General features: G+C 47.3%; 19 protein-coding genes. 8 read left to right on the forward strand and 11 right to left on the reverse strand.

Annotated elements, in window-relative coordinates; translation table 11 throughout:
* Positions 1 to 95: 95 nt before the first annotated feature.
* Complete coding sequence (locus SFV55_RS01070) at positions 96 to 335, forward strand: hypothetical protein (RefSeq protein WP_320027591.1); 240 nt, start codon at positions 96 to 98, stop codon at positions 333 to 335.
* A 176-nt stretch (positions 336 to 511) separates the two neighbouring features.
* Positions 512 to 1573, forward strand: a complete 1062-nt coding sequence (gene recA / locus SFV55_RS01075; protein ID WP_413776678.1) for a recombinase RecA — start codon at positions 512 to 514, stop codon at positions 1571 to 1573.
* A 65-nt stretch (positions 1574 to 1638) separates the two neighbouring features.
* Here recA and SFV55_RS01080 read toward each other — a convergent pair whose 3' ends face one another.
* From SFV55_RS01080 to hutH, 4 genes are read right to left on the reverse strand one after another with little or no spacing between them, the layout of a single operon-like run.
* Positions 1639 to 2646: a formimidoylglutamase gene (locus SFV55_RS01080; protein WP_320027592.1), complete on the reverse strand. Its 1008-nt coding sequence runs from the start codon at positions 2644 to 2646 to the stop codon at positions 1639 to 1641.
* Positions 2647 to 2696: 50 nt separating this feature from the next.
* Positions 2697 to 3938: an imidazolonepropionase gene (hutI, locus tag SFV55_RS01085; protein WP_320027593.1), complete on the reverse strand. Its 1242-nt coding sequence runs from the start codon at positions 3936 to 3938 to the stop codon at positions 2697 to 2699.
* A gap of 30 nt (positions 3939 to 3968) precedes the next feature.
* Positions 3969 to 5618, reverse strand: coding sequence for a urocanate hydratase (gene hutU / locus SFV55_RS01090; RefSeq protein ID WP_320027594.1), 1650 nt, complete (start codon positions 5616 to 5618; stop codon positions 3969 to 3971).
* Entirely contained in the window at positions 5608 to 7140 is a 1533-nt protein-coding gene (gene hutH / locus SFV55_RS01095; RefSeq protein WP_320027595.1) for a histidine ammonia-lyase, read from the reverse strand. Before hutH ends, hutU begins: the two co-directional genes overlap by 11 nt.
* A 94-nt stretch (positions 7141 to 7234) precedes the next feature.
* On the opposite strand from hutH, the gene SFV55_RS01100 reads away from it, so the two are divergent.
* Positions 7235 to 8104, forward strand: a complete 870-nt coding sequence (locus SFV55_RS01100) for a LysR family transcriptional regulator (protein WP_320027596.1) — start codon at positions 7235 to 7237, stop codon at positions 8102 to 8104.
* Positions 8105 to 8140: 36 nt separating this feature from the next.
* On the opposite strand, the gene SFV55_RS01105 is transcribed toward SFV55_RS01100, so the two are convergent.
* Both SFV55_RS01105 and SFV55_RS01110 read right to left on the reverse strand, forming a co-directional pair.
* Complete coding sequence (locus SFV55_RS01105) at positions 8141 to 8902, reverse strand: NIPSNAP family protein (RefSeq protein ID WP_320027597.1); 762 nt, start codon at positions 8900 to 8902, stop codon at positions 8141 to 8143.
* Positions 8903 to 8971: 69 nt separating this feature from the next.
* Positions 8972 to 9556, reverse strand: coding sequence for a hypothetical protein (locus SFV55_RS01110; RefSeq protein WP_320027598.1), 585 nt, complete (start codon positions 9554 to 9556; stop codon positions 8972 to 8974).
* A 131-nt stretch (positions 9557 to 9687) separates the two neighbouring features.
* On the opposite strand from SFV55_RS01110, the gene hisIE reads away from it, so the two are divergent.
* On the forward strand, positions 9688 to 10302 hold the full coding sequence (hisIE, locus tag SFV55_RS01115) for a bifunctional phosphoribosyl-AMP cyclohydrolase/phosphoribosyl-ATP diphosphatase HisIE (RefSeq protein ID WP_320027599.1): 615 nt from the start codon (positions 9688 to 9690) through the stop codon (positions 10300 to 10302).
* 72 nt (positions 10303 to 10374) lie between these two features.
* Complete coding sequence (locus SFV55_RS01120; protein ID WP_320027600.1) at positions 10375 to 10863, forward strand: methylated-DNA--[protein]-cysteine S-methyltransferase; 489 nt, start codon at positions 10375 to 10377, stop codon at positions 10861 to 10863.
* A 189-nt stretch (positions 10864 to 11052) separates the two neighbouring features.
* On the opposite strand, the gene SFV55_RS01125 is transcribed toward SFV55_RS01120, so the two are convergent.
* The 5 genes from SFV55_RS01125 to SFV55_RS01145 all read right to left on the reverse strand — a co-directional run bounded on the left by SFV55_RS01125 (position 11053) and on the right by SFV55_RS01145 (position 14933).
* The gene (locus SFV55_RS01125; protein ID WP_320027601.1) at positions 11053 to 11571 is read right to left on the reverse strand and encodes a DUF6691 family protein; all 519 of its coding nucleotides are present in this window, start codon (positions 11569 to 11571) and stop codon (positions 11053 to 11055) included.
* A gap of 12 nt (positions 11572 to 11583) precedes the next feature.
* Positions 11584 to 12156: a YeeE/YedE family protein gene (locus SFV55_RS01130; RefSeq protein ID WP_320027602.1), complete on the reverse strand. Its 573-nt coding sequence runs from the start codon at positions 12154 to 12156 to the stop codon at positions 11584 to 11586.
* A 229-nt stretch (positions 12157 to 12385) separates the two neighbouring features.
* Positions 12386 to 13792: an MBL fold metallo-hydrolase gene (locus SFV55_RS01135; protein WP_320027603.1), complete on the reverse strand. Its 1407-nt coding sequence runs from the start codon at positions 13790 to 13792 to the stop codon at positions 12386 to 12388.
* A gap of 247 nt (positions 13793 to 14039) precedes the next feature.
* Positions 14040 to 14408 (reverse strand): GerW family sporulation protein, encoded by a 369-nt coding sequence (locus tag SFV55_RS01140; RefSeq protein WP_320027604.1) that lies wholly within the window; start codon positions 14406 to 14408, stop codon positions 14040 to 14042.
* A gap of 18 nt (positions 14409 to 14426) precedes the next feature.
* Entirely contained in the window at positions 14427 to 14933 is a 507-nt protein-coding gene (locus SFV55_RS01145; RefSeq protein ID WP_320027605.1) for a hypothetical protein, read from the reverse strand.
* A gap of 211 nt (positions 14934 to 15144) precedes the next feature.
* Between SFV55_RS01145 and SFV55_RS01150 the strand changes: the two genes are divergently transcribed.
* The 3 genes from SFV55_RS01150 (at position 15145) to cydB (ending at position 19431) form a co-directional block, all read left to right on the forward strand.
* A complete protein-coding gene (locus tag SFV55_RS01150; protein WP_320027606.1) occupies positions 15145 to 16875 on the forward strand; it encodes a solute carrier family 26 protein in 1731 nt (576 codons plus the stop codon).
* A 123-nt stretch (positions 16876 to 16998) separates the two neighbouring features.
* Positions 16999 to 18390 carry a cytochrome ubiquinol oxidase subunit I gene (locus SFV55_RS01155; RefSeq protein WP_320027607.1) on the forward strand — a complete coding sequence of 464 codons (1392 nt, stop codon included), beginning with the start codon at positions 16999 to 17001 and terminating at the stop codon, positions 18388 to 18390.
* 6 nt (positions 18391 to 18396) lie between these two features.
* Positions 18397 to 19431: a cytochrome d ubiquinol oxidase subunit II gene (gene cydB, locus SFV55_RS01160; RefSeq protein WP_320027608.1), complete on the forward strand. Its 1035-nt coding sequence runs from the start codon at positions 18397 to 18399 to the stop codon at positions 19429 to 19431.
* Positions 19432 to 19534 lie beyond the last annotated feature (103 nt).

Below are 19534 nucleotides of genomic sequence, written 5' to 3' on the forward strand. Positions count from 1 at the left end.
CAATTAGGCATTTGTGAAATAATTTTCAGATTGGTGCAATATTTTTTTAGCTTCGTTTGTTTTACACTTGATATTCAGTCATTAAACAATGCTACATGGATCAAACCTTTACTCAAGACATGCTCATTAAATACCTTTATCAAGAAACTTCGGCTGCGGAAACGCTGGCCGTTCGTGAAGCTCTGCAAGACAACATTTTATTGCGCGAAGAATACCGCGAACTCCGTAAAGCTTACGAACAACTGCCCAAGGTAAAATTCAACGCCAAGGCATCCACCTTACAAAACATCCTGCAGTACAGCAAACGCTCGGCTGCACTCCAAGGTCAGGATTAAGGTATTAAATGGTACACGTGGAAAAGCGGAATCTGGGAAATCATCCAGGTTCCGCTTTTTCTTTTTTCTAAAAATTGTTTCACAAAAATTTGCATTTAAAACATTTAATACTAACTTTGTAGGAGCTAGTTTAAGCTGTTAATATTATTGAGCATACAAACGTAACACAAATCACCATGTCGCAACTGGACAAAGACCAAAAGTTAAAAGCCCTCCAACTTACCATGGATCGTCTGGATAAGACCTTCGGTAAAGGAACGATCATGCGTTTGGGCGATAAGCAAGTAGCCCATATTGATGTTATTCCTACTGGTTCACTAGGTTTGGATATTGCACTGGGCATCAATGGACTCCCCAAAGGTCGAATTGTAGAAATCTATGGCCCGGAATCTTCTGGTAAAACTACATTGGCCATCCATGCCATCGCAGAATGCCAAAAGCAAGGCGGGATCGCCGCTATTGTAGACGCAGAACACGCTTTTGATCGCTTTTACGCCGAAAAATTGGGTGTGAAGACAGACGAATTACTTATCTCCCAACCCGACAATGGTGAACAAGCCCTGGAAATTGCCGAAAACCTGATCCGCTCCGGCGCAATCGATATTTTGGTTGTAGACTCAGTTGCTGCTTTAGTGCCGCGTAGTGAAATTGAAGGCGAAATGGGGGACTCCAAGGTAGGCGTACAAGCCCGCTTGATGTCCCAGGCCATGCGGAAACTCACCGCCAGCATCAGTAAAACCAATTGCTGTTGCATCTTTATCAACCAATTGCGCGAAAAAATCGGGGTGATGTTCGGTAACCCTGAAACCACTACCGGTGGTAACGCATTGAAATTCTACGCCTCTATTCGTTTGGACATCCGTAAATCCGGCGCAGCCATCAAAGACAAAGATGGAAATGTGGTCGGCAACCAGGTGAAGGTAACTGTAAAGAAAAATAAACTGGCACCACCATTCCGCGTTGCTACTTTTGACATCACCTTTGGTGAAGGGGTATCCAAGTCTGGCGAGATCGTAGATATGGGCGTGGATTACGATGTCATCCAAAAGAGCGGTGCCTGGTATAGCTATGCTGGTGCTAAAATTGCCCAAGGCCGTGAATCAGCCAAACAGTTTTTGATCGATAACCCAGAAGTAGCCCTGGAATTGGAACTCAAAATCAAAGATAAACTCCTCGCCAGCCCTGAAGCCATTAAATTGGCACCAATTAGCGGCAGCGATGATGATTCCGATGATTAAATACTAGCTCACAATGAGCACAGATAAAAACCGCGTTGATCAATAGACCAATGCGGTTTTTTATTTTATGGATTTCGTTCCAAATAACCTTTTACAAAATCACTTAGCAGATAACTCAATAGTTTCCCGGTACTACGATTTTCCAGGCCATTTTCCAAGTTGCTGGCCGCCTCACAAATGTGCAGATAGGCAACTTCACAACGCTGGGCCGTTTGGTACAAATAATTCCGGGCTTGTTGAGTGCTGATGCCACTCGGAGTTAGGGCACTGGACAATACATTTTCGATACAATCTACATCCAGTTCAATACCTACTCGATTTCCTCCACGCTGGGTAAAGGCTATAGATTGCTCCAAGGCTTGAGCAAAGTTTAGTTTCTCCCGCAAAAAGATGTCTTCCCAGGTTGAAAACTGGATGCCAGGGTGCTCCTGTAAGTCCTGCAAAATGTTTTCGGGGGTATAATTTTCATGCAAGCCCAGGATCGAATACTCTTGCAAATACCCCTCTTCCTGAGCATACCGGAAGCCGTTGCCACTATGCCTGCCTTCCATTATGCGATAATCGGAATGGGCATCCAGATTGATGCAGTTAAGCATTGCAGTGGGTTTGTTTTTTCTCATCCCTAAAGCTGCCCCTTTGAGGTTGGCATAGGCTCCGGCATGACTTCCACCAATGATCAAAGGAATTTTTCCTGCACCTACAACTTGGCTGACAAGTGCACTCACTTCCGAATCGATCTGTTCTACCTGTTGCCGCATTACAGTCACATCAGTGTGATTGGGTAAAACCGTAAAATCAAAATGCCCCAACAATTGAATTTCCTGGCCCCGCAAAAACGGAGTGTCTTGCACGTTGAGAAAGGCGTTCAGAAAAGAGTCCCATGCCGTGGCGGCCCCCCCCAGCCCCAAATTGGCGCGGGCACCCAGGTCTTCTTTCACGCCAAATAACACAAAGCGAGGGCCGGAGGATTCGAGCTCAGCTTGAACCAGGATGCGTTCACCTATTTTGGTTTCGTGTGGGCGGGTGCGGGTACGGGATTGAATGTCGGAGAGGGTAGCAGAGTGAAAATGCATGGTTCAACGTTAAGGAAACGTGCGTCGTTTCGAACTTTGTAACCCGATGATCACAACTCCCAATGATACACACTCCCATTAATCAATACTTGTTCAATCAAATTGCTGCCAAAAGCATAAGGCAGATACGCCAACGAAGGCATCGCTTTGGTCACGATCAAATTGGCCCTTTTGCCCACTGCAATGCTCCCTACCTCCTGCTGTACCTCCATCGCGCAAGCCCCGTTAAAGGTGGCCGCATTGATGGCTTCTTCGGGCAGCATCCGCATTTGAATACAACTCAAGGCGACCAGTAAGGGCATATTCCCACTTGGCGAAGAACCCGGGTTGTAATCGGTAGCCAAGGCCACTGCCGCCCCCGCTTCGATCAACTGCCGCGCTGGCGGATAAGGCAAACGTAGAAAAAAAGCAGCAGAAGGCAACAAGGTAGCAATCGTAGGATGTTGGGCCAAAAGTTGGATCTCCTCTTGACCAATGTTTTCCAGGTGATCCACCGAAACAGCTCCTGCTTGAATCCCCACCTGTACTCCGCCCGAATTGTGCAACTGATTGGCGTGTAATTTGGCTTTTAAACCATAACGCCGCCCAGCTTCCAAAATCTGCGCAGTTTCTACAGGGGTAAAAAATCCTTGTTCACAAAACACATCAATGTAATCGGCCAAACCTTCCAGGGCAATGGCTGGCAACATCTCTTCAATGATTTGGCGGATGTAGCCGCGCCGATCATCTTTGTACGCAGTCGGAAAAGCATGTGCACCTAAAAAAGTGGCCTTGATCGGAATGTTGGCCTCCTGCTTCAGGCGTTTGATCACCCGTAGCATTTTTATCTCTGCTTCTGGGTTTAGGCCATAACCGCTTTTGATTTCAATTGCACCAGTGCCCAGTTTTTTTATGGCTTCCAAACGTTTCCAGGCCTGCTGAAACAAAACTTCTGCTGGTATTTTTTGCAGCAATTGGGCCGAATTCAAAATCCCACCCCCTTTTTGAGCAATCTCCGCATAAGTAAGGCCGCGAATTTTGTCCACAAATTCCTGCTCGCGGCTACCTGCAAAAACCAAATGGGTATGGGAATCACACCAGCAAGGCAGTACGTACCGATCGCTCAGATCATGAGTTTGAGCAGGGCTTTCATACGTTTTTAATATGCTCATTGGTCCGTAGTCCACAACCTGGCTCCCCTCTATGCGCAGGTAAGCTTGCTCGATGCCTGGCAATTGCGCCAGTGCCTGACCCCGCAAAGCTTTGGTTTCAGTATGGGCACCCAATAAGTATTTGATATTGGTCAAAAGCATTAGGGTATGTATTTTTCCTTTTTCACCACCTTATAACTCCAAACGATGTTTCCGCGCCACATCCTTCGCAATGTCATACCCCGCATCGGCGTGGCGAATAACCCCCATCGCCGGGTCGTTGTGCAACACGCGTTTGAGCCTACGAGCAGCCTCCTCGGTGCCATCGGCCACGATCACCATCCCGGCATGGATAGAGTAACCCATACCTACCCCGCCGCCATGGTGCAAGGACACCCAACTGGCCCCACCAGCAGTGTTGATCAGTGCATTGAGGATGGGCCAATCGGCTACTGCATCCGAACCATCGAGCATGGCTTCGGTTTCGCGATTGGGGGAAGCCACCGAACCCGTATCGAGGTGATCCCGCCCAATCACAATCGGCGCTTTTACCTTGCCTTGCCGAACCAGTTCATTAAAAGCGAGCCCGGCTTTTTCACGTTCGCCCAAGCCCAACCAACAAATCCGTGCGGGTAAGCCCTGGAAAGCTATTTGCTCCTGCGCCTTGTGAATCCAGCGGTGCAGGGAATGATTTTCAGGAAACAGTTGCAGGATGAGTTCGTCAGTAACCCGGATATCCTCTGGATCACCGGAGAGCGCTGCCCAGCGGAAAGGCCCTTTGCCTTCACAAAACAGGGGGCGAATGTAAGCGGGAACAAAACCGGGGAAATCAAACGCATTTTTCAGCCCTTTTTCAGCAGCCCGACCCCGCAGGTTATTGCCATAATCAAAGGTAACGGCGCCGCGCTTTTGCAGCTCAATCATCAATTCTACATGCCGAACAATGGAACGATAGGCCATTTCCAGGTACTGCTCGGGGTTTTCGGTACGCAGGATATTGGCTTGTTCTACACTGATTTCGTGTGGAAAATACCCGATGATGGGGTCGTGTGCCGAGGTTTGGTCGGTCAGGATATCGGGCGTTATGTTGCGTTCCAACATCCGCTCTAATAAGTCGACAATATTGCAATGCACCCCAATGGAGCGTTTTTCGCCCAGATTGCCCAATTCCAGTGCCCGATCAATCGCCGCATCAATGGACTCCATTTGTTCATCCAGATAGCGGGTTTGCAAGCGTTTTTGAATCCGCCATTCTTCTGCTTCAGCCACCAGACAAACCCCGTCGTTCATGGTCACTGCCAGGGGTTGAGCCCCGCCCATGCCCCCCAAACCAGCCGTAACCGACAGGGTACCCTTTAAGGTGCCGCCAAAATGTTGATTGGCGATTGCAGCAAAAGTTTCATAGGTTCCTTGAACAATCCCCTGAGAACCGATGTAAATCCAGGAACCCGCAGTCATCTGGCCGTACATCATCAGCCCCTTTTTCTCCAACTCGTTGAAGTGTTCCCAGGTAGCCCAATTGGGTACCAGTTGGGAATTGGAAATGATTACCCGGGGTGCATCGGGGTGAGTAGGGAGCACACCGACTGGTTTCCCCGACTGGATGAGTAGGGTCTCATCGTTGTTCAGGTTTTTGAGCGCTTTGATGATCAGGTCCAAAGCGGCATGGTTGCGGGCTGCTTTCCCACGACCACCGTATACGATGAGTTCTTCGGGGCGTTCGGCTACCTCTGGATCAATGTTGTTGAGCAACATGCGCAGGGCGGCTTCCTGAATCCAACCCTTGCATTGCAAGGTGCTGCCAGTGGGCGTTTTATATTGGTTTATGGTTTCAAGCAACATGGGTTGTCCATTTATATCGGTTGATGAAGGAGATGCTCAATTGTAAATCATCGGCCAATACCCGATCAGCCTCATTAAAGGAGACGAATTTTCGGAATGCCCGGTGTAGATCTTCTACCTGCGCTGAACTTGACAGGGGGCGCCGGAACTCCAGCGCCTGGGCTGCGGTCAGGAGCTCAATGGCCAATACTTTGTACACATTGTCCAGAACACGGGCACATTTGACGGCGGCATTGGCCCCCATGCTGACGTGATCCTCTTGCCCATTGGAAGACACAATCGAGTCAACGGAAGCAGGCGTACAGAGTTGTTTGTTTTCACTTACGATACCTGCCGCGGTGTATTGGGGAATCATCAAACCCGAGTGCAAGCCAGGGTTTTTGATCAAAAACAAGGGTAAACCACGCTGACCCGAGAGCAATTGGTACGTACGGCGCTCCGAAATGCTACCGATTTCAGCCATGGCTATGCTCAAAAAATCGAGCGCCATGGCCAGTGGTTGACCGTGAAAGTTGCCGCCAGAAAGAATCAGGTCATCATCGGGGAAGACATTGGGGTTGTCGGTCACTGCATTGGCCTCGCGGGTCATTACTGCAAGGGTATCGGCAAAAACGTCCTTTGACGCTCCATGCACCTGGGGAATGCAGCGAAAAGAGTAAGGATCTTGGACTTGTTCCTTGGTCTTTTCGGCAATGCTGCTGCCGCTCAAGTATTGGCGGATTTTCGAGGCGGTGTCGATTTGCCCAGGGTGAGGCCGGATTTGGTGTAACCGTTCGTGAAAGGGTTGTAAACTTCCATCAAAAGCATCAATACTCATGGCCGCGATGAGATCGGCCAATTCCAGTGCACGTTCGGCCCGGATCAGGTTGTAAAACCCATAGGCCAGCATGAACTGCGTGCCATTGATCAGGGCGATGCCCTCCTTGGCCTGAAGTTGGATGGGGTGCCAATCGTGTTGGGCAAGCACCTGAGCAGCAGGTACTTTTTTGCCTTTAACGGTTATGATTCCCAACCCAATCAAGGGTAGGCTGAGGTGTGAAAGTGGAGCCAAATCACCCGAAGCACCAAGTGACCCCTGGCTATATACGACGGGCAAAAGATCGTGGTTGAAAAAATCGATCAGGCGTTCGACTGTGCCCAGCTGCACAGCGGAATAGCCCTGCGCCAAAGACTCAATTTTGAACAGCAGCATCAGACGTACAATATCGGCAGGCACTTCTTCACCCAAACCGCAGGCGTGAGATTGCAGCAAATTGTACTGCAAATCATTGGTTTCTGCCCGGTTGATGCGCACATTTTGCAGGTACCCAAAGCCAGTGTTGATGCCATAAAACAGCTGCTCCGAACTGGCCAACTTTTGGTCGAGATATGCTCTGCACTCCCGGATGCGGGCTTTGGCAACTGGCGCCAGGGCCAATTGCCAACGTTCTTGCACTATGGTTTTGATTCGCTCCAGAGTCAATTCAGTGGAGCCAATTTCATGTACACTTGTTTTGATCACTCGATCCAGGACTGCAGGCATTTGTACTGATTTTATTTGGTTCCACAAAATTACGCCTACTTATTAATTGCTCTAAATGGTATTTTTTTGCATTTTTAATCAAAAAAAGTGATTAATGGAGCTGCGACACCTGCGTTATTTCGTCACCTTGGCCAATGAGCTGCATTTTGGCCGGGCTGCAAACAAATTGTACATCGTACAACCTGCGCTGAGCAAGCAAATTCAGGAATTGGAAAAAGAGTTGAAGGTCACCCTATTGGAACGGACCAAACGCAAAGTGAGCCTGACCCCTGCCGGAGTCTATTTTTGGGAAGAAGCCCAGCGCATTCTTGGGCAAATTGAAGAAATTCGCAATCACTTGCCAATGATTGAAAGAGGCGAGCAAGGGGAAATTCGCCTGGGTTATGTGGGCTCTTGCATTCACACCTTTTTGCCGGAGATTTTAGTAGAACTCAACCTGCAATACCCACTCATTCAAACCTACTTATCAGAAATGACAACGGCCTCCCAACTGGAAGCCCTGCAAAAGGGCATGTTGGATGTGGCCTTTGTGCGCAATCCCCCTTTCGACAAACGTTGGGACAGCAGCTTGATGTACCAGGAAACTTTTTCACTGGTTTTGCCTGCTGATCATCCAATCAATGCGCACAATTTTGAGCGTTTGCAAGCAGTAGCCCAAGAGAAATTCATCCTTACGACCCGCCAGGATGGAGCAGCGTACCATAATCAACAACTGAGTATTTGTGAAGACGCCGGATTTTCTCCCAACATCGTCCATGAAACCGTCCACGGGCATACTGTACTCCAACTCATTGAAAAAAAGCTGGGCATCTCTTTTTTGCCTACCTCCTTCAGCCGGGTGACTACAGCGGCGGTAAAATTTATTGAATTAAAAGACATTCCCCAGCGAGCGGAAATCACCGCTTTGTGGGAAAAAGAGAATCCAAATCCGGTATTGAAAGTGTTTTTGAGTTTGTTGGGGTGATGAAAAAATGAACCCTTATTTTTGCCCGCTGCTTGGTTATTTAATAGGCGAAAAATCCAAAGGTTTTAAGTACAAAGACTCCACCTTAACTGTCAATGACCCTCCTGCTTTATCTTCTGAATCCTTGCGCACCTTGATCCACTCGGGGTCGTTCCGAAAATCAGTAAAGGCTTTCAACCCTGCTTCCTGACTGGGATGGGACAGCATATAAATCAAGGTTTCCTGTGCTGGGTAAGCATCCACCACAGTCCAGTACCAGAGGTTGGTCATGCCATATTTTTCAAAAAGTTTGCGCGTATGGTTGCGAAAACGGTCCAGGAGATTGGGCAACTTTCCAGGAGTGGCATAATAGGTCCGCAATTCAAACACCCGGCCTTTAGTGCCATTCCGTGGAAACTTGGCGGCAGAAAAATCAGTCAGTCGCATGAAAGATTTATCGGAGCGGGCTTCCAGGCGGCCTACCGATTCAGAATCTTCAATGCCTTTTTTCCATTTGGGATCTCGCAAAAAGTCCTTGGTGGAACGCAGCCAGGAAGCCTGACTGTAGTAGGACAAAACACTTACGATCCGTTCATCTTTGGGGTCAACTGGCGACCAGAAGCCCTCAACCTGAATGTTGTGTTTGCGGTACAGCGGTATAGCAAACTGGCGATAGCGGTTTTGCAAATACTTCAACCGGCCGGGTTCGGCCTGGTGAATCTGGATTTCGTAATAGCGGGGTTCCGGCCCTTTGGGTTCTTGCTCATTGCTGCTAAAAAGGCTAGAAAGACAAAGAAAAAAACTATAAACCATTCCCATGTTGACACACTTTGGATGCTAAACTACAATATTGTTGAGTAATTGCAAAACCTTTGGTTTATAAAGCGTTCAGGATATAATCTCAACCTTTAGCTGTGGAGAAAAAGGGTTATCTGCAATAGAAACAATCAGAGGTTCATAAGGAGGATCAAAAGCCAGGGCTTTGAGCTGGATGCAGAGGGTTTCGCGCCAATCGGTTTGGCCATCGTCCGATTCCAACCAGCACACAAATTGGGCCTGTCGTTGGGTATGCGCCCGCTGAAAAACCAGGGTCCAAAATACCCACTCTGATCGTCTCCGCTTTAAACGAAAGGACCATGCTAAAAAAAAGCGATAGGTCCAAAGCCGACGGTAATAGCGTTGAATGGCATCAATCGCCTCCAGAGTGTCTGCCGATTTTTCATACAATTTATCCGCCAACACTTCAGGGGCTGGCAGGTGTTCGGGGGGAACCGGGGCATTGACCCGGGGATCGCGATTGAAATAGTTTTTGATCTCGATCAGCAGCAAAGGGCCCTCAGGAGGTAAGGCGATAAAATCCACTCCTTTGAAGCCAAAACCACTTATACCGCGGTAAAAGTGATGGCTATCAAACTTGCGTACCAACCAGTTGGATGGAAAATGAAACACCAAGCCACTCTCCTGAAAGGTCATAAAGCCAGCGTTTATGTAACTCAAAAAAATCGGGAAGTAATTTTTTGCAGCATACCAATGGTACAATGTACAGGCTTTTTTTGGGTCTTTGGACAATTGAGTGTTAATTTGCGGCAAATTCAACAGATACAATGCCTTTCAATTTCGACCCAAACAGTGTTGATTTTCAAAAATCTGGAGGTTTAGTACCCGCCATCATTCAGGATCACCTCAGCAACAAGGTGCTCATGATGGGGTATATGAACCGCGCCGCGCTGGACCAAACCCTGGTGGAAGGGAAAGTTACTTTTTTCAGCCGTTCCAAAGAACGCCTTTGGACCAAAGGGGAAAGCAGCAATAATTTTTTGAACCTCGTTGATATTGCCGTGGATTGTGACCAGGATACGCTTCTGATCAAAGCCCGCCCCGATGGGCCAACCTGCCATACCGGAGCGGATACTTGCTGGAATGAAAAGAACCATTCCAACGACTTTTTGCAGCAACTCGAAAACGTGATCCGCCAGCGCCGCGACCAGCCCGATGATAATTCTTACACCACCTCTCTGTTCAAAAGAGGCATTAACAAAATTGCCCAAAAAGTAGGGGAAGAAGCGGTAGAATTGGTCATTGAAGCCAAAGACAACAACGCCGATTTGTTCTTGAATGAAGCTGCCGACTTGTTGTTTCACTACCTGATTTTGTTATCCGCCAAGGGGTATGAGCTGGGAGATGTGGTGAAAATATTGGAGAGTCGCCATAAGAAGTAAAAAAGCTTGTGTGTTTGTTGAAAAAGTTTAAACTTGAGCTTTAGACATAATGTCTTTTGAAAGAATCAAAAAATGTTGCAACAAACCTACTTCGCTTCTCCCTTCGGCTGCATTGAAATCAAAGGCAGTGAATTGGGCATTACTTCCGTTAAATTGACCAAAAAGGAATCTTGTCCCAGTGAGGAAGTTCCTGCTGAATTGCAGGAATGCGTGCAACAACTGGATGAGTATTTTCAGCGCAAGCGAAATGTGTTTGATCTGAAACTGGATTTCAGTGGGGCGCCTGAATTCAATCTGGCCGTTTGGCAGGAACTGCTAAAAATTCCCTACGGCCATACCACCTCCTACCTGGCCATCGCCAAAGCCTTGAATAATCCTGATTCTGTGCGAGCCGTAGGGCAAGCCAATGCCCACAATCCCATTGCCATCATCGTACCTTGTCACCGTTGTATTGCCAGCAACGGCGATTTGCACGGCTATTATTATGGCCTGGATATGAAGCGGCGCTTGCTGGAATTGGAAAACCCAATGAGTTTCGGGCGGCAGGGAAGTTTGTTTTGAAAAACATAAATCATCCCGAATTTTTCAGGAAACATTAAAGCGACATATTTTAGCACAAAGGACACAATGGTGAGACGTTGATAAGGTTTTACACCCAAAATAAGATAAATTCCAAGCGTATTGCTTTGTCAAAATCGCGTATTTGTATCCTTTGTGAAACTATGCCGTTCTGAGAAACTTCCTTCAGAATCAATGCGGCAATCGATCCCGCAGGTACCCATACACCCAGGTACCCGCCACTGCACTGATGATGGTGGCAATGATTGCCAGTGCACCTGCACCCAATTGGGCAAACAATGGCCCCGGGCAGGCACCGGTAATGGCCCATCCGATTCCAAAAATCAAGCCACCAATGATCTGGCCTTTGTTAAAGGTCTTATCCTGGAATTCGATGGGCTCCCCTTTGATGGTTTTGATTTTGAATCTTTTGATGAGAAAAATCGAAATCGCGCCAACCACTACTGCTGTGCCAATCACTCCATACATGTGAAAGGATTGAAGGCGAAACATCTCCTGAATGCGGAACCAGGAAACCACTTCCGATTTTACAAAAACGATTCCGAACAACAAGCCGATCACCGCGTATTTGAGGTTGCCCACAAAACCTTCGGGGTGTTCACTTTCATTGACACACATCGTGTGCAGGGAGCGCACCTCGTAATCGGTGTCTTCTATTGCTTCGTTGGATTTATTTGGATCTTTTACCATGACTTGCGTTTTTTAGAGGCCCAACAAAAAGGGTACGATCAAATTGGCTGAGATAAAACCTCCAACCATGAAACAGATGGTGGCGACCAAAGAAGGCCATTGCAAATTGCTCAAGCCACTGATGGCGTGACCACTGGTACAGCCCCCCGCGTAGCGCGTGCCAAAGCCTACCAAAAAGCCACCAACTACAAAGAAAAACAAGCCTTTGAGGGAGAAAAGGGTGCCCCAGTTGAACAGCTGGCTGGGCACCATATTGCTCAAATCAGTAATCCCGTACTGTGACAAGGAAGCGGCCAGACTTGGGCTGATTTGTACATCGTTGGGATCACTCAAGAGTTTGGCAGCAATGAACCCACCAATAACTACTCCACCGATGAAAAAGAGATTCCAGGCTTCCTTTTTCCAGTCGTACTTAAAAAAAGGAATATTAGCCGGAAGACAAGCTGCACAGATGTGGCGCAGGTTGGCAGAGATTCCGAAATTTTTATTGCCCAAAATGAGCAAGGCTGGTACCGTAAGGCCGATCAGCACGCCAGCAACTGACCAATGCCAGGGTTGCCGGATGAATTCGATTAGGTTGGACATATCCAGTCTGTTTTGAAAAATCTTATTGTTTGCTATCACTCAGGACAATAAAAGTACAATTTATTGCACACTAAGGTTGAAAAGCAAAACAAAGATCGACCAATACAGAAGGCCATTATGTAACCTAGATCACAGAGCGCAGATTTTTGAAATAGAAACCAAAAAAGGAGAGGCGACCCTCGGCCACCTCCCCATAAATCAACAAGATTCTTCAAAAGACATTGACTTGTTACAATTCTGTAGCTTGTTCCACCAATTCGCTCAATGGCAAATTGGTCGTCTGTAATGCTTTGAAGCCTCCTTTAATGTTGATGATATTGGTAAATCCACGCGACTGCAAAATCGAAACGGCGATCATGGAGCGATAGCCACCCGCACAATGTACGTAGTATAGTTTTTCGCGGTCAATGTTGGTCATATTGCGGTTGATAAAATCCAGTGGGAAATTGAAGGCACCTTCAATGTGTTGGGTTTCATATTCGCTGACCCTGCGGGCATCCAGTAAGTTGATGCCGGAGTTGTAGATTTTCGCAAACTCCTCGGCAGTAATTTCATTGATCTGATCCAGCTCTTCGCCAGCTTCTTGCCAGGCTTTAAAGCCGCCTTCGAGGTAACCGATGGCATTGTCATAACCTACCCGGGCCAAACGGGTTACAATCTCATCTTCGCGTCCTGCTTCGGCAATGAAGAGGATAGGTTGCTTCAGGTCGGGCACCAGTGCTCCTACCCAAGGTGCAAAAGTGTCGTCGATGCCAATGAAGATGGAGCCCGGAATAAATCCTTTGGCAAACTCATCCTGAGGGCGGGTATCGATGACCAAGGCATCCTCTTCTGCCCAGGCGGCTTTAAATGCACGCACACTCAAGGCTTGCAGGGCGCGATCACGCACTTCGTCAAAGCTTTCGTAACCCATTTTGTTCATCACTGCATTTTTGGGGAAGTATTGGGGCGGATCAACCAAACCTGTGGTGACTTCCTTCACAAATTCAGCGCGAGACATGTCGGCACGCAGGGCATAATTCACCTGCTTTTGAGCACCAAGAGTACCCCAGGTTTCTTTGCTCATTTTTTTGCCGCAAGCCGAACCAGCACCGTGTCCGGGATATACAATGACTTCATCAGCCAGAGGCATAATTTTGTTGCGCAAACTGTCGTAGAGGTGGCCTGCCAGGTCTTCACGGCTCAGATCGGTTTTTACGGCAAGGTCGGGACGGCCAACGTCGCCCAGGAATAAGGTATCTCCGGTGAAAAGAGCGTAATCCTTACCATTTTCATCGCGCAGCAGGAAGGTGCTCGATTCCATGGTGTGGCCAGGCGTGTGCAATACGATAATGCTCACTTTACCCAGTTTAAGTACTTCGCCATCTTTGGCCACATGTGCCTCAAAATTAGGCTGAGCAGTTGGCCCATAAACGATGGCAGCATTGGTTTTTTTGGCTAGGTCGAGGTGACCGGATACAAAGTCGGCGTGGAAGTGGGTTTCCAACACGTATTTGATGGTAGCGCCATCGGCTTCGGCGCGTTCGATGTAAGGTTGGGTTTCGCGTAATGGGTCGATGATGGCGGCTTCGCCTTCACTTTCGATGTAGTAGGCAGCTTCTGCCAAACAACCAGTATAAATTTGTTCTACCTTCATACCCTGTAGATTTTGGTTATGCGATGAATAAATGTGATGCTTTGCATTTATTCAGGTAGTTATTTTAGGGAAGAATACAGCTTTTTCGCTGATGATGTCACAAAACTACAGGACAACTCAATGTGATGAAGTGACAAGGATCACATTGGGGGAGTGTTTTTAATAAAAAATTGGAGGCGAGCCCTCATTAAAGGGAGCCCGCCTCTTTCAACACTTTAAAAATCAATACTATTCGCTACTTTAGTCATTAATTTTTAGTCATTTCGGTTTCCCGGAGTTTGAGAAATTTTTCAATCAGGTCGGGTACTTTTTCAAAAGCAGCGCTGAGACCTGTGTTGGTTTTGGTGGAAACAAAATTGATTTCGTTGCCACGCGCCACCAAAAAACCGATGGGTTCGATGCCCATACCGCCACCTACTCCACCACCTTCTCCATGCCCTTTTTTGGCGTCTTCGCCTTCACCCATGCCCGAACCAAAGCCCATTCCGATACGGACAACGGGTATACAATTGAATTCACCCAAAGCAAAGGGTTCTCCGATAACAGTTTTGGTATCTGCCTCTGTTTTCAAAAAGTCGGTTACTTTTGGCAGCATTTCTTCAACGTTCATTTTCATGACTTACCAGATTTTTGGTTAAAAAATCAGTGCAATCAATACGTCCACAGCACGGTTGCGCAATTCAAAGGCGCATTGATTGTGTCCTCCAAAATTGATCCTCAATTGCCGCGTAGGGGTACTTAGTGCCCTGCATACAGGGTACCAGTAAGCATTGGTTACGAAGTCGTTACTGTCCAAATCCAGGTAAACATATGGTATTCGGAAGCTTTGTAAAACCTTCCTGAGGCGATAAAAAGATAGCCTTCCAACTCCTTTTTTGTGTGCATTTGATTTTTGGGGTTGAACCGCTTTTTTAGCTGGCGTTTTAGCCAACAATTGCAGTAGAGAAAAGTCCCGCCTCCAGAAGGCAAGCTGTAGGGCTATGATTCCATCGTCTTTTTCTGGAATAAATTGAACACGCGCGATGCCCCAACGCAGTTGGTATTGGTTTTGCCGGGTGTTGACCCTGACTATAAATGGGGTAAACAACAATGCCAGTAGCAAAACCAACAATAACCCGATGAGAATTGATACAATCAACATGGCTCGTGTCTTTTGCTGCAATATGTATCATAAATCGATCCTTTTGCTTTATCAAAAAGCAGTTTGAAACTGTGATCCTAATCATTGCAAGTTTCATTTAAGGTAAATAGTTTAGCTTAAATTTGAGCTTGGTGATCCACATTACAAAATTCCAGTCCCTGAGTCCGCAATTTTGCACTCAAATCAAGGACTCGAATCAAAATACAAGTATATGCTCAAGCGATTTTTCCCCATTTTTGACTGGCTCCCTAAATACGGCAAGGATCAATTGTCAGGCGATTTATCGGCAGGCCTCACCGTGGGTGTCATGCTCATTCCACAAGGCATGGCTTATGCGATGCTGGCAGGTTTGGCTCCTATTCATGGTTTGTACGCGGTAACTGTTCCATTGATCCTGTATGCAATAATGGGTACTTCTCGCCAATTGGCCGTAGGGCCAGTAGCCATGGTTTCATTGCTGACTGCTGCAGGGATTGGTGCCTTACAACCAGCTACTCCGGAGTTGTATTTGGTATATGCGCTCACCGCAGCTTTAATGGTGGGCGTGTTGCAACTGGCCATGGGCGTTTTTCGCCTGGGTTTTTTGGTCAATTTTTTATCTCATCCAGTCATCAGTGGTTTTACCTCTGCAGCGGCAATCATCATTGGTTTGAGCCAATTGAAACACTTGTTGCGCATTGATTTGCCAAAAAGTGAGCACATCCAGGAAATGCTGGTAGCCCTTGCCAAAAACATAGGCAATACCCATTTATTGACCATTGGGATAGGGACCATAGCCATTGTAGTGATCAAGTATGGGAAAAAACTGCACAAAAGTTTACCTACTTCACTAATCGCCGTTGTTCTGGGCATTTTAGCCGTATGGGGCTTAAACTTGACGGACTACGGCATCAAAATTGTTGGTGAAGTACCCAGTGGTTTGCCAGGTATTTCTGCTCCTTCCTTTGACCCCGCTGTGTGGAAAAGTTTGATTTCAGTAGCGCTGACCATTTCCCTGGTGGGTTTTATGGAAAGTTTTGCGGTAGCCAAGGCCATCCAGGCCAAGCATAAAAATTACACGGTAGATGCCAATCAAGAGCTGGTGGCCTTGGGCGTTGCCAACCTTGGCGCAGCCTTTTTTCAGGGCTACCCCATCACCGGTGGTTTTTCGCGTACTGCTGTGAATGATCAAGCCGGAGCAAAAACCGGGATGGCTTCCATTTTTAGCGCTATTTTGATCATCTTGACCTTGTTGTTCCTGACTCCACTGTTTTATTATTTGCCCAATGCAGTGTTGGCAGCAGTGGTGATTGTGGCAGTGATTGGACTGATCGACTACAAAGAAGCCTTGCATTTGTGGAAAGAAGACCGCTCCGATTTTTGGATGCTGATCGCCACTTTCATCATCACCCTGACCATGGGAATTGAGACCGGAATTGGCGCAGGGGTGGTACTTTCTTTGGGGATGGTGGTTTACCGCTCAACTCGCCCACACATTGCTGTGCTGGCCAAAGTTCCAAATACGGTTTTTTACCGCAACATTCAGCGTTTTGACAACCTAGAGCTGCGGAAAGATTTGTTGATTATACGGATGGACGGCCCATTGTACTTCGCCAATCTCAATTATTTCAAAGACCAGCTCGGCAAATTGATGGCCGACCGGGGCGACGCGTTGAAAGCCATCGTAATCAACGGAGATAGCATTAGCCATGTAGACAGCAGTGCCGTTCATGCACTCAAAGACTGGATCAAGGAACTCAAAGCCCAAGGGATTAAAATCTATTTCGCCAGTTTAATTGGCCCGGTCCGGGATATTTTCACCAAAACAGGATTGGTTGAATTAATTGGCCAAAATCATCTTTGTATGGATAACCAACAGGCTGTTGATACTTTCGATAACCTCCCAAGTATGAATGGGAAAACCGAGCAATACAAAGACTATGCATTGCAAAGTAACGTCTAATTTAGTATTGATTTAAACAAGGACGCAACAAGCATTTTTGCATTTAAAAGCCCTATATTTATGTGCTTTTGTGGCTCCAAGCTTCATCTGGTTTGGAACCACAAAATCCTAAAATCACCACACATGGATGTCGAAATCCTCGCTCGAATACAATTCGCGTTCACCGTCGCGTTCCACTACATTTATCCACCGCTGAGTATTGGCTTGGGTCTATTGATGGTCATTATGGAGGGTTTGTACCTACGTACTGGCGACAAGAGTTATGAGACACTGGCTCGTTTTTGGACCAAAATTTTTGCACTCACTTTTGGTATTGGTGTCGCTACTGGCATTGTAATGGAATTTGAGTTTGGAACCAACTGGGCCACTTACTCCCGCTATGTTGGCGATGTATTCGGCAGTGCCCTGGCAGCAGAAGGCATTTTTGCTTTTGCCCTGGAAAGTGGCTTTTTAGGCGTTTTGATTTTTGGTTGGAACCGGGTGGGGCCACGAGTGCATTTTCTGGCTACTGTGGGGGTTTGGCTAGGCTCCATGTTTTCGGCGGTATGGATTGTGGTAGCCAACTCCTGGCAACAAACTCCGGCGGGTTACCATATTGTAGGTGAAGGCATCCACGCCCGCGCCGAGATCACCGATTTTTGGGCTATGGTATTCAATCCCAGTAGTGTTGATCGCCTTTCGCACGTATGGATCGGGGCTTTTCTGGCCGGGGCGTTTTTGGTCTTGAGTGTACATGCCTGGTATCTGTTGAAGGGAAAATTTGTGGAAATTTCTCAAAAAGCCTTCAAAATAGCCTTGGGTGTAGCTTGTGTAGCCAGTTTGAGTCAATTGTTCACCGGGCATCGCTCGGCAGAAGGAGTTGCGCACAACCAACCTGCCAAACTGGCCACCATGGAAGGCCATTACGATACTCTGGCTCCGGCAGACCTCTATCTTTTGGGGTGGGTAGATCAAAAAAACCAAAAGACAAATGGCCTGAAGATACCGGGTGGTTTGAGTTTTATGCTGCACCAAAAATTTGACGCCCCCATCAAGGGTTTGAATGCCTTCCCAAAAACGGATCGCCCACATGCTGTCAATGCGGTATTCCAATTTTACCACATTATGGTGGCCATTGGGATGGCCTTGATCGGATTATCCTTATTGAGTGTTTTGCTGTGGTGGCGCGGGGTTTTGTTTCAGCAACGCTGGTTGTTGTGGATCTTTGTTTGGGCCGTTTTTTTGCCCCAAATTGGCAATCAGGTAGGTTGGTTTACCGCAGAAATGGGCCGGCAGCCCTGGGTCGTTTATGGTCTTTTGCGCACTTCGGATGCTCTTTCGGAAGCGGTTACTGCCAATCAGGTTTTGTTCTCCCTGATCATGTTCAGCTTGATTTACCTGCTTTTGCTGATTCTGTTCATTTATTTGCTGAACAAAAAGATCAAACACGGCCCCGATGATCTCGACAGTGATCAACACCGCCCCGGGCAAGCCGAAATGGTCAATGTGCTGAATCCTCAATCCCCCAAACCCTAAAGAATCATGGCAACATTTCTCTACATCGACTATCCAACCTGGTGGTACCTCGTGGTAGGTGCCTTATTCAGTGGTTACGCCATTTTGGACGGATTTGACCTGGGGGCCGGGGCCTGGCATCTTTTTTTCAGAAAGGAAGAAAGCCGCCGGGTGGCACTAAATGCCATCGGCCCAGTTTGGGACGGTAATGAAGTATGGCTGGTGATTGGAGGAGGAGCCCTGTTTGCGGGTTTTCCAGTAGTTTATGCTACTTTGTTTTCCTTTATGTACATCCCGTTCATGCTGTTTTTGGCTGCATTGATTTTCCGGGCGGTTTCCATTGAATTCCGCAGCAAAGAACCTATGAAGTGGTGGCGGCAAATGTGGGACGTGTCCTATTCGGTGTCCAGTATTTTGCTGGCTTTTTTGCTTGGCGTTGTGTTGGGCAATGTGCTACAAGGCATTGCTATTGGCCCCAACTACTCTTTTCAGGGTACCTGGTTGCAGTTCCTGAATCCTTATGCCATCATGGTGGGGGTGAGTACCCTGGCCCTGTGTATGATGCATGGAGCGATTTATTTGACGATGAAAACTGAAGGGCGTTTGTTTGCCAAAATCACCATTTTGCTGCGCAATGCGATCATTTTTTTCATGACCAGTTTGGGCCTTGTCTCTTTGTATACCCTCATTTATTTGCCCCATTTGGTGGAGCGTTTAAAGTCTCATCCTGCATTCTTCATTTTTCCGGCCCTGGCTTTTTTGAGCATTGCCAATATTCCACGTTTGGTGGCAAGGCGGCACTACCGACGGGCTTTTATCTTCTCTTCACTCACGGTGAGTTTGTTACTGGCGCTGGTGGCCATTGGATTGTACCCAACGCTTTTGTATTCCACTGTAGATCCGCAATACAACATCAATATTTACAATGGCGCCTCTTCTGAAAAATCATTGGGCATCATGTTGGTTTTTGCATTGATCGGTACACCACTGGTCTTAAGTTACACAGCCTTTGTTTTTTACACCTTCCGGGGCAAGGTCAAGTTGGACGAAACGAGTTACTAATAATTGATAGCGCGCTAAATTTTTTGATTTAATTGGCGTTCAAGTAAAAAAAATCGGTGTCAAATCGCGAAATTTGTCCTTGATTTGAATTTTTGTGCCTAAT

Source organism: Haliscomenobacter sp. (genome assembly GCF_033763495.1).
In the GTDB taxonomy this organism is placed as follows: domain Bacteria; phylum Bacteroidota; class Bacteroidia; order Chitinophagales; family Saprospiraceae; genus Haliscomenobacter.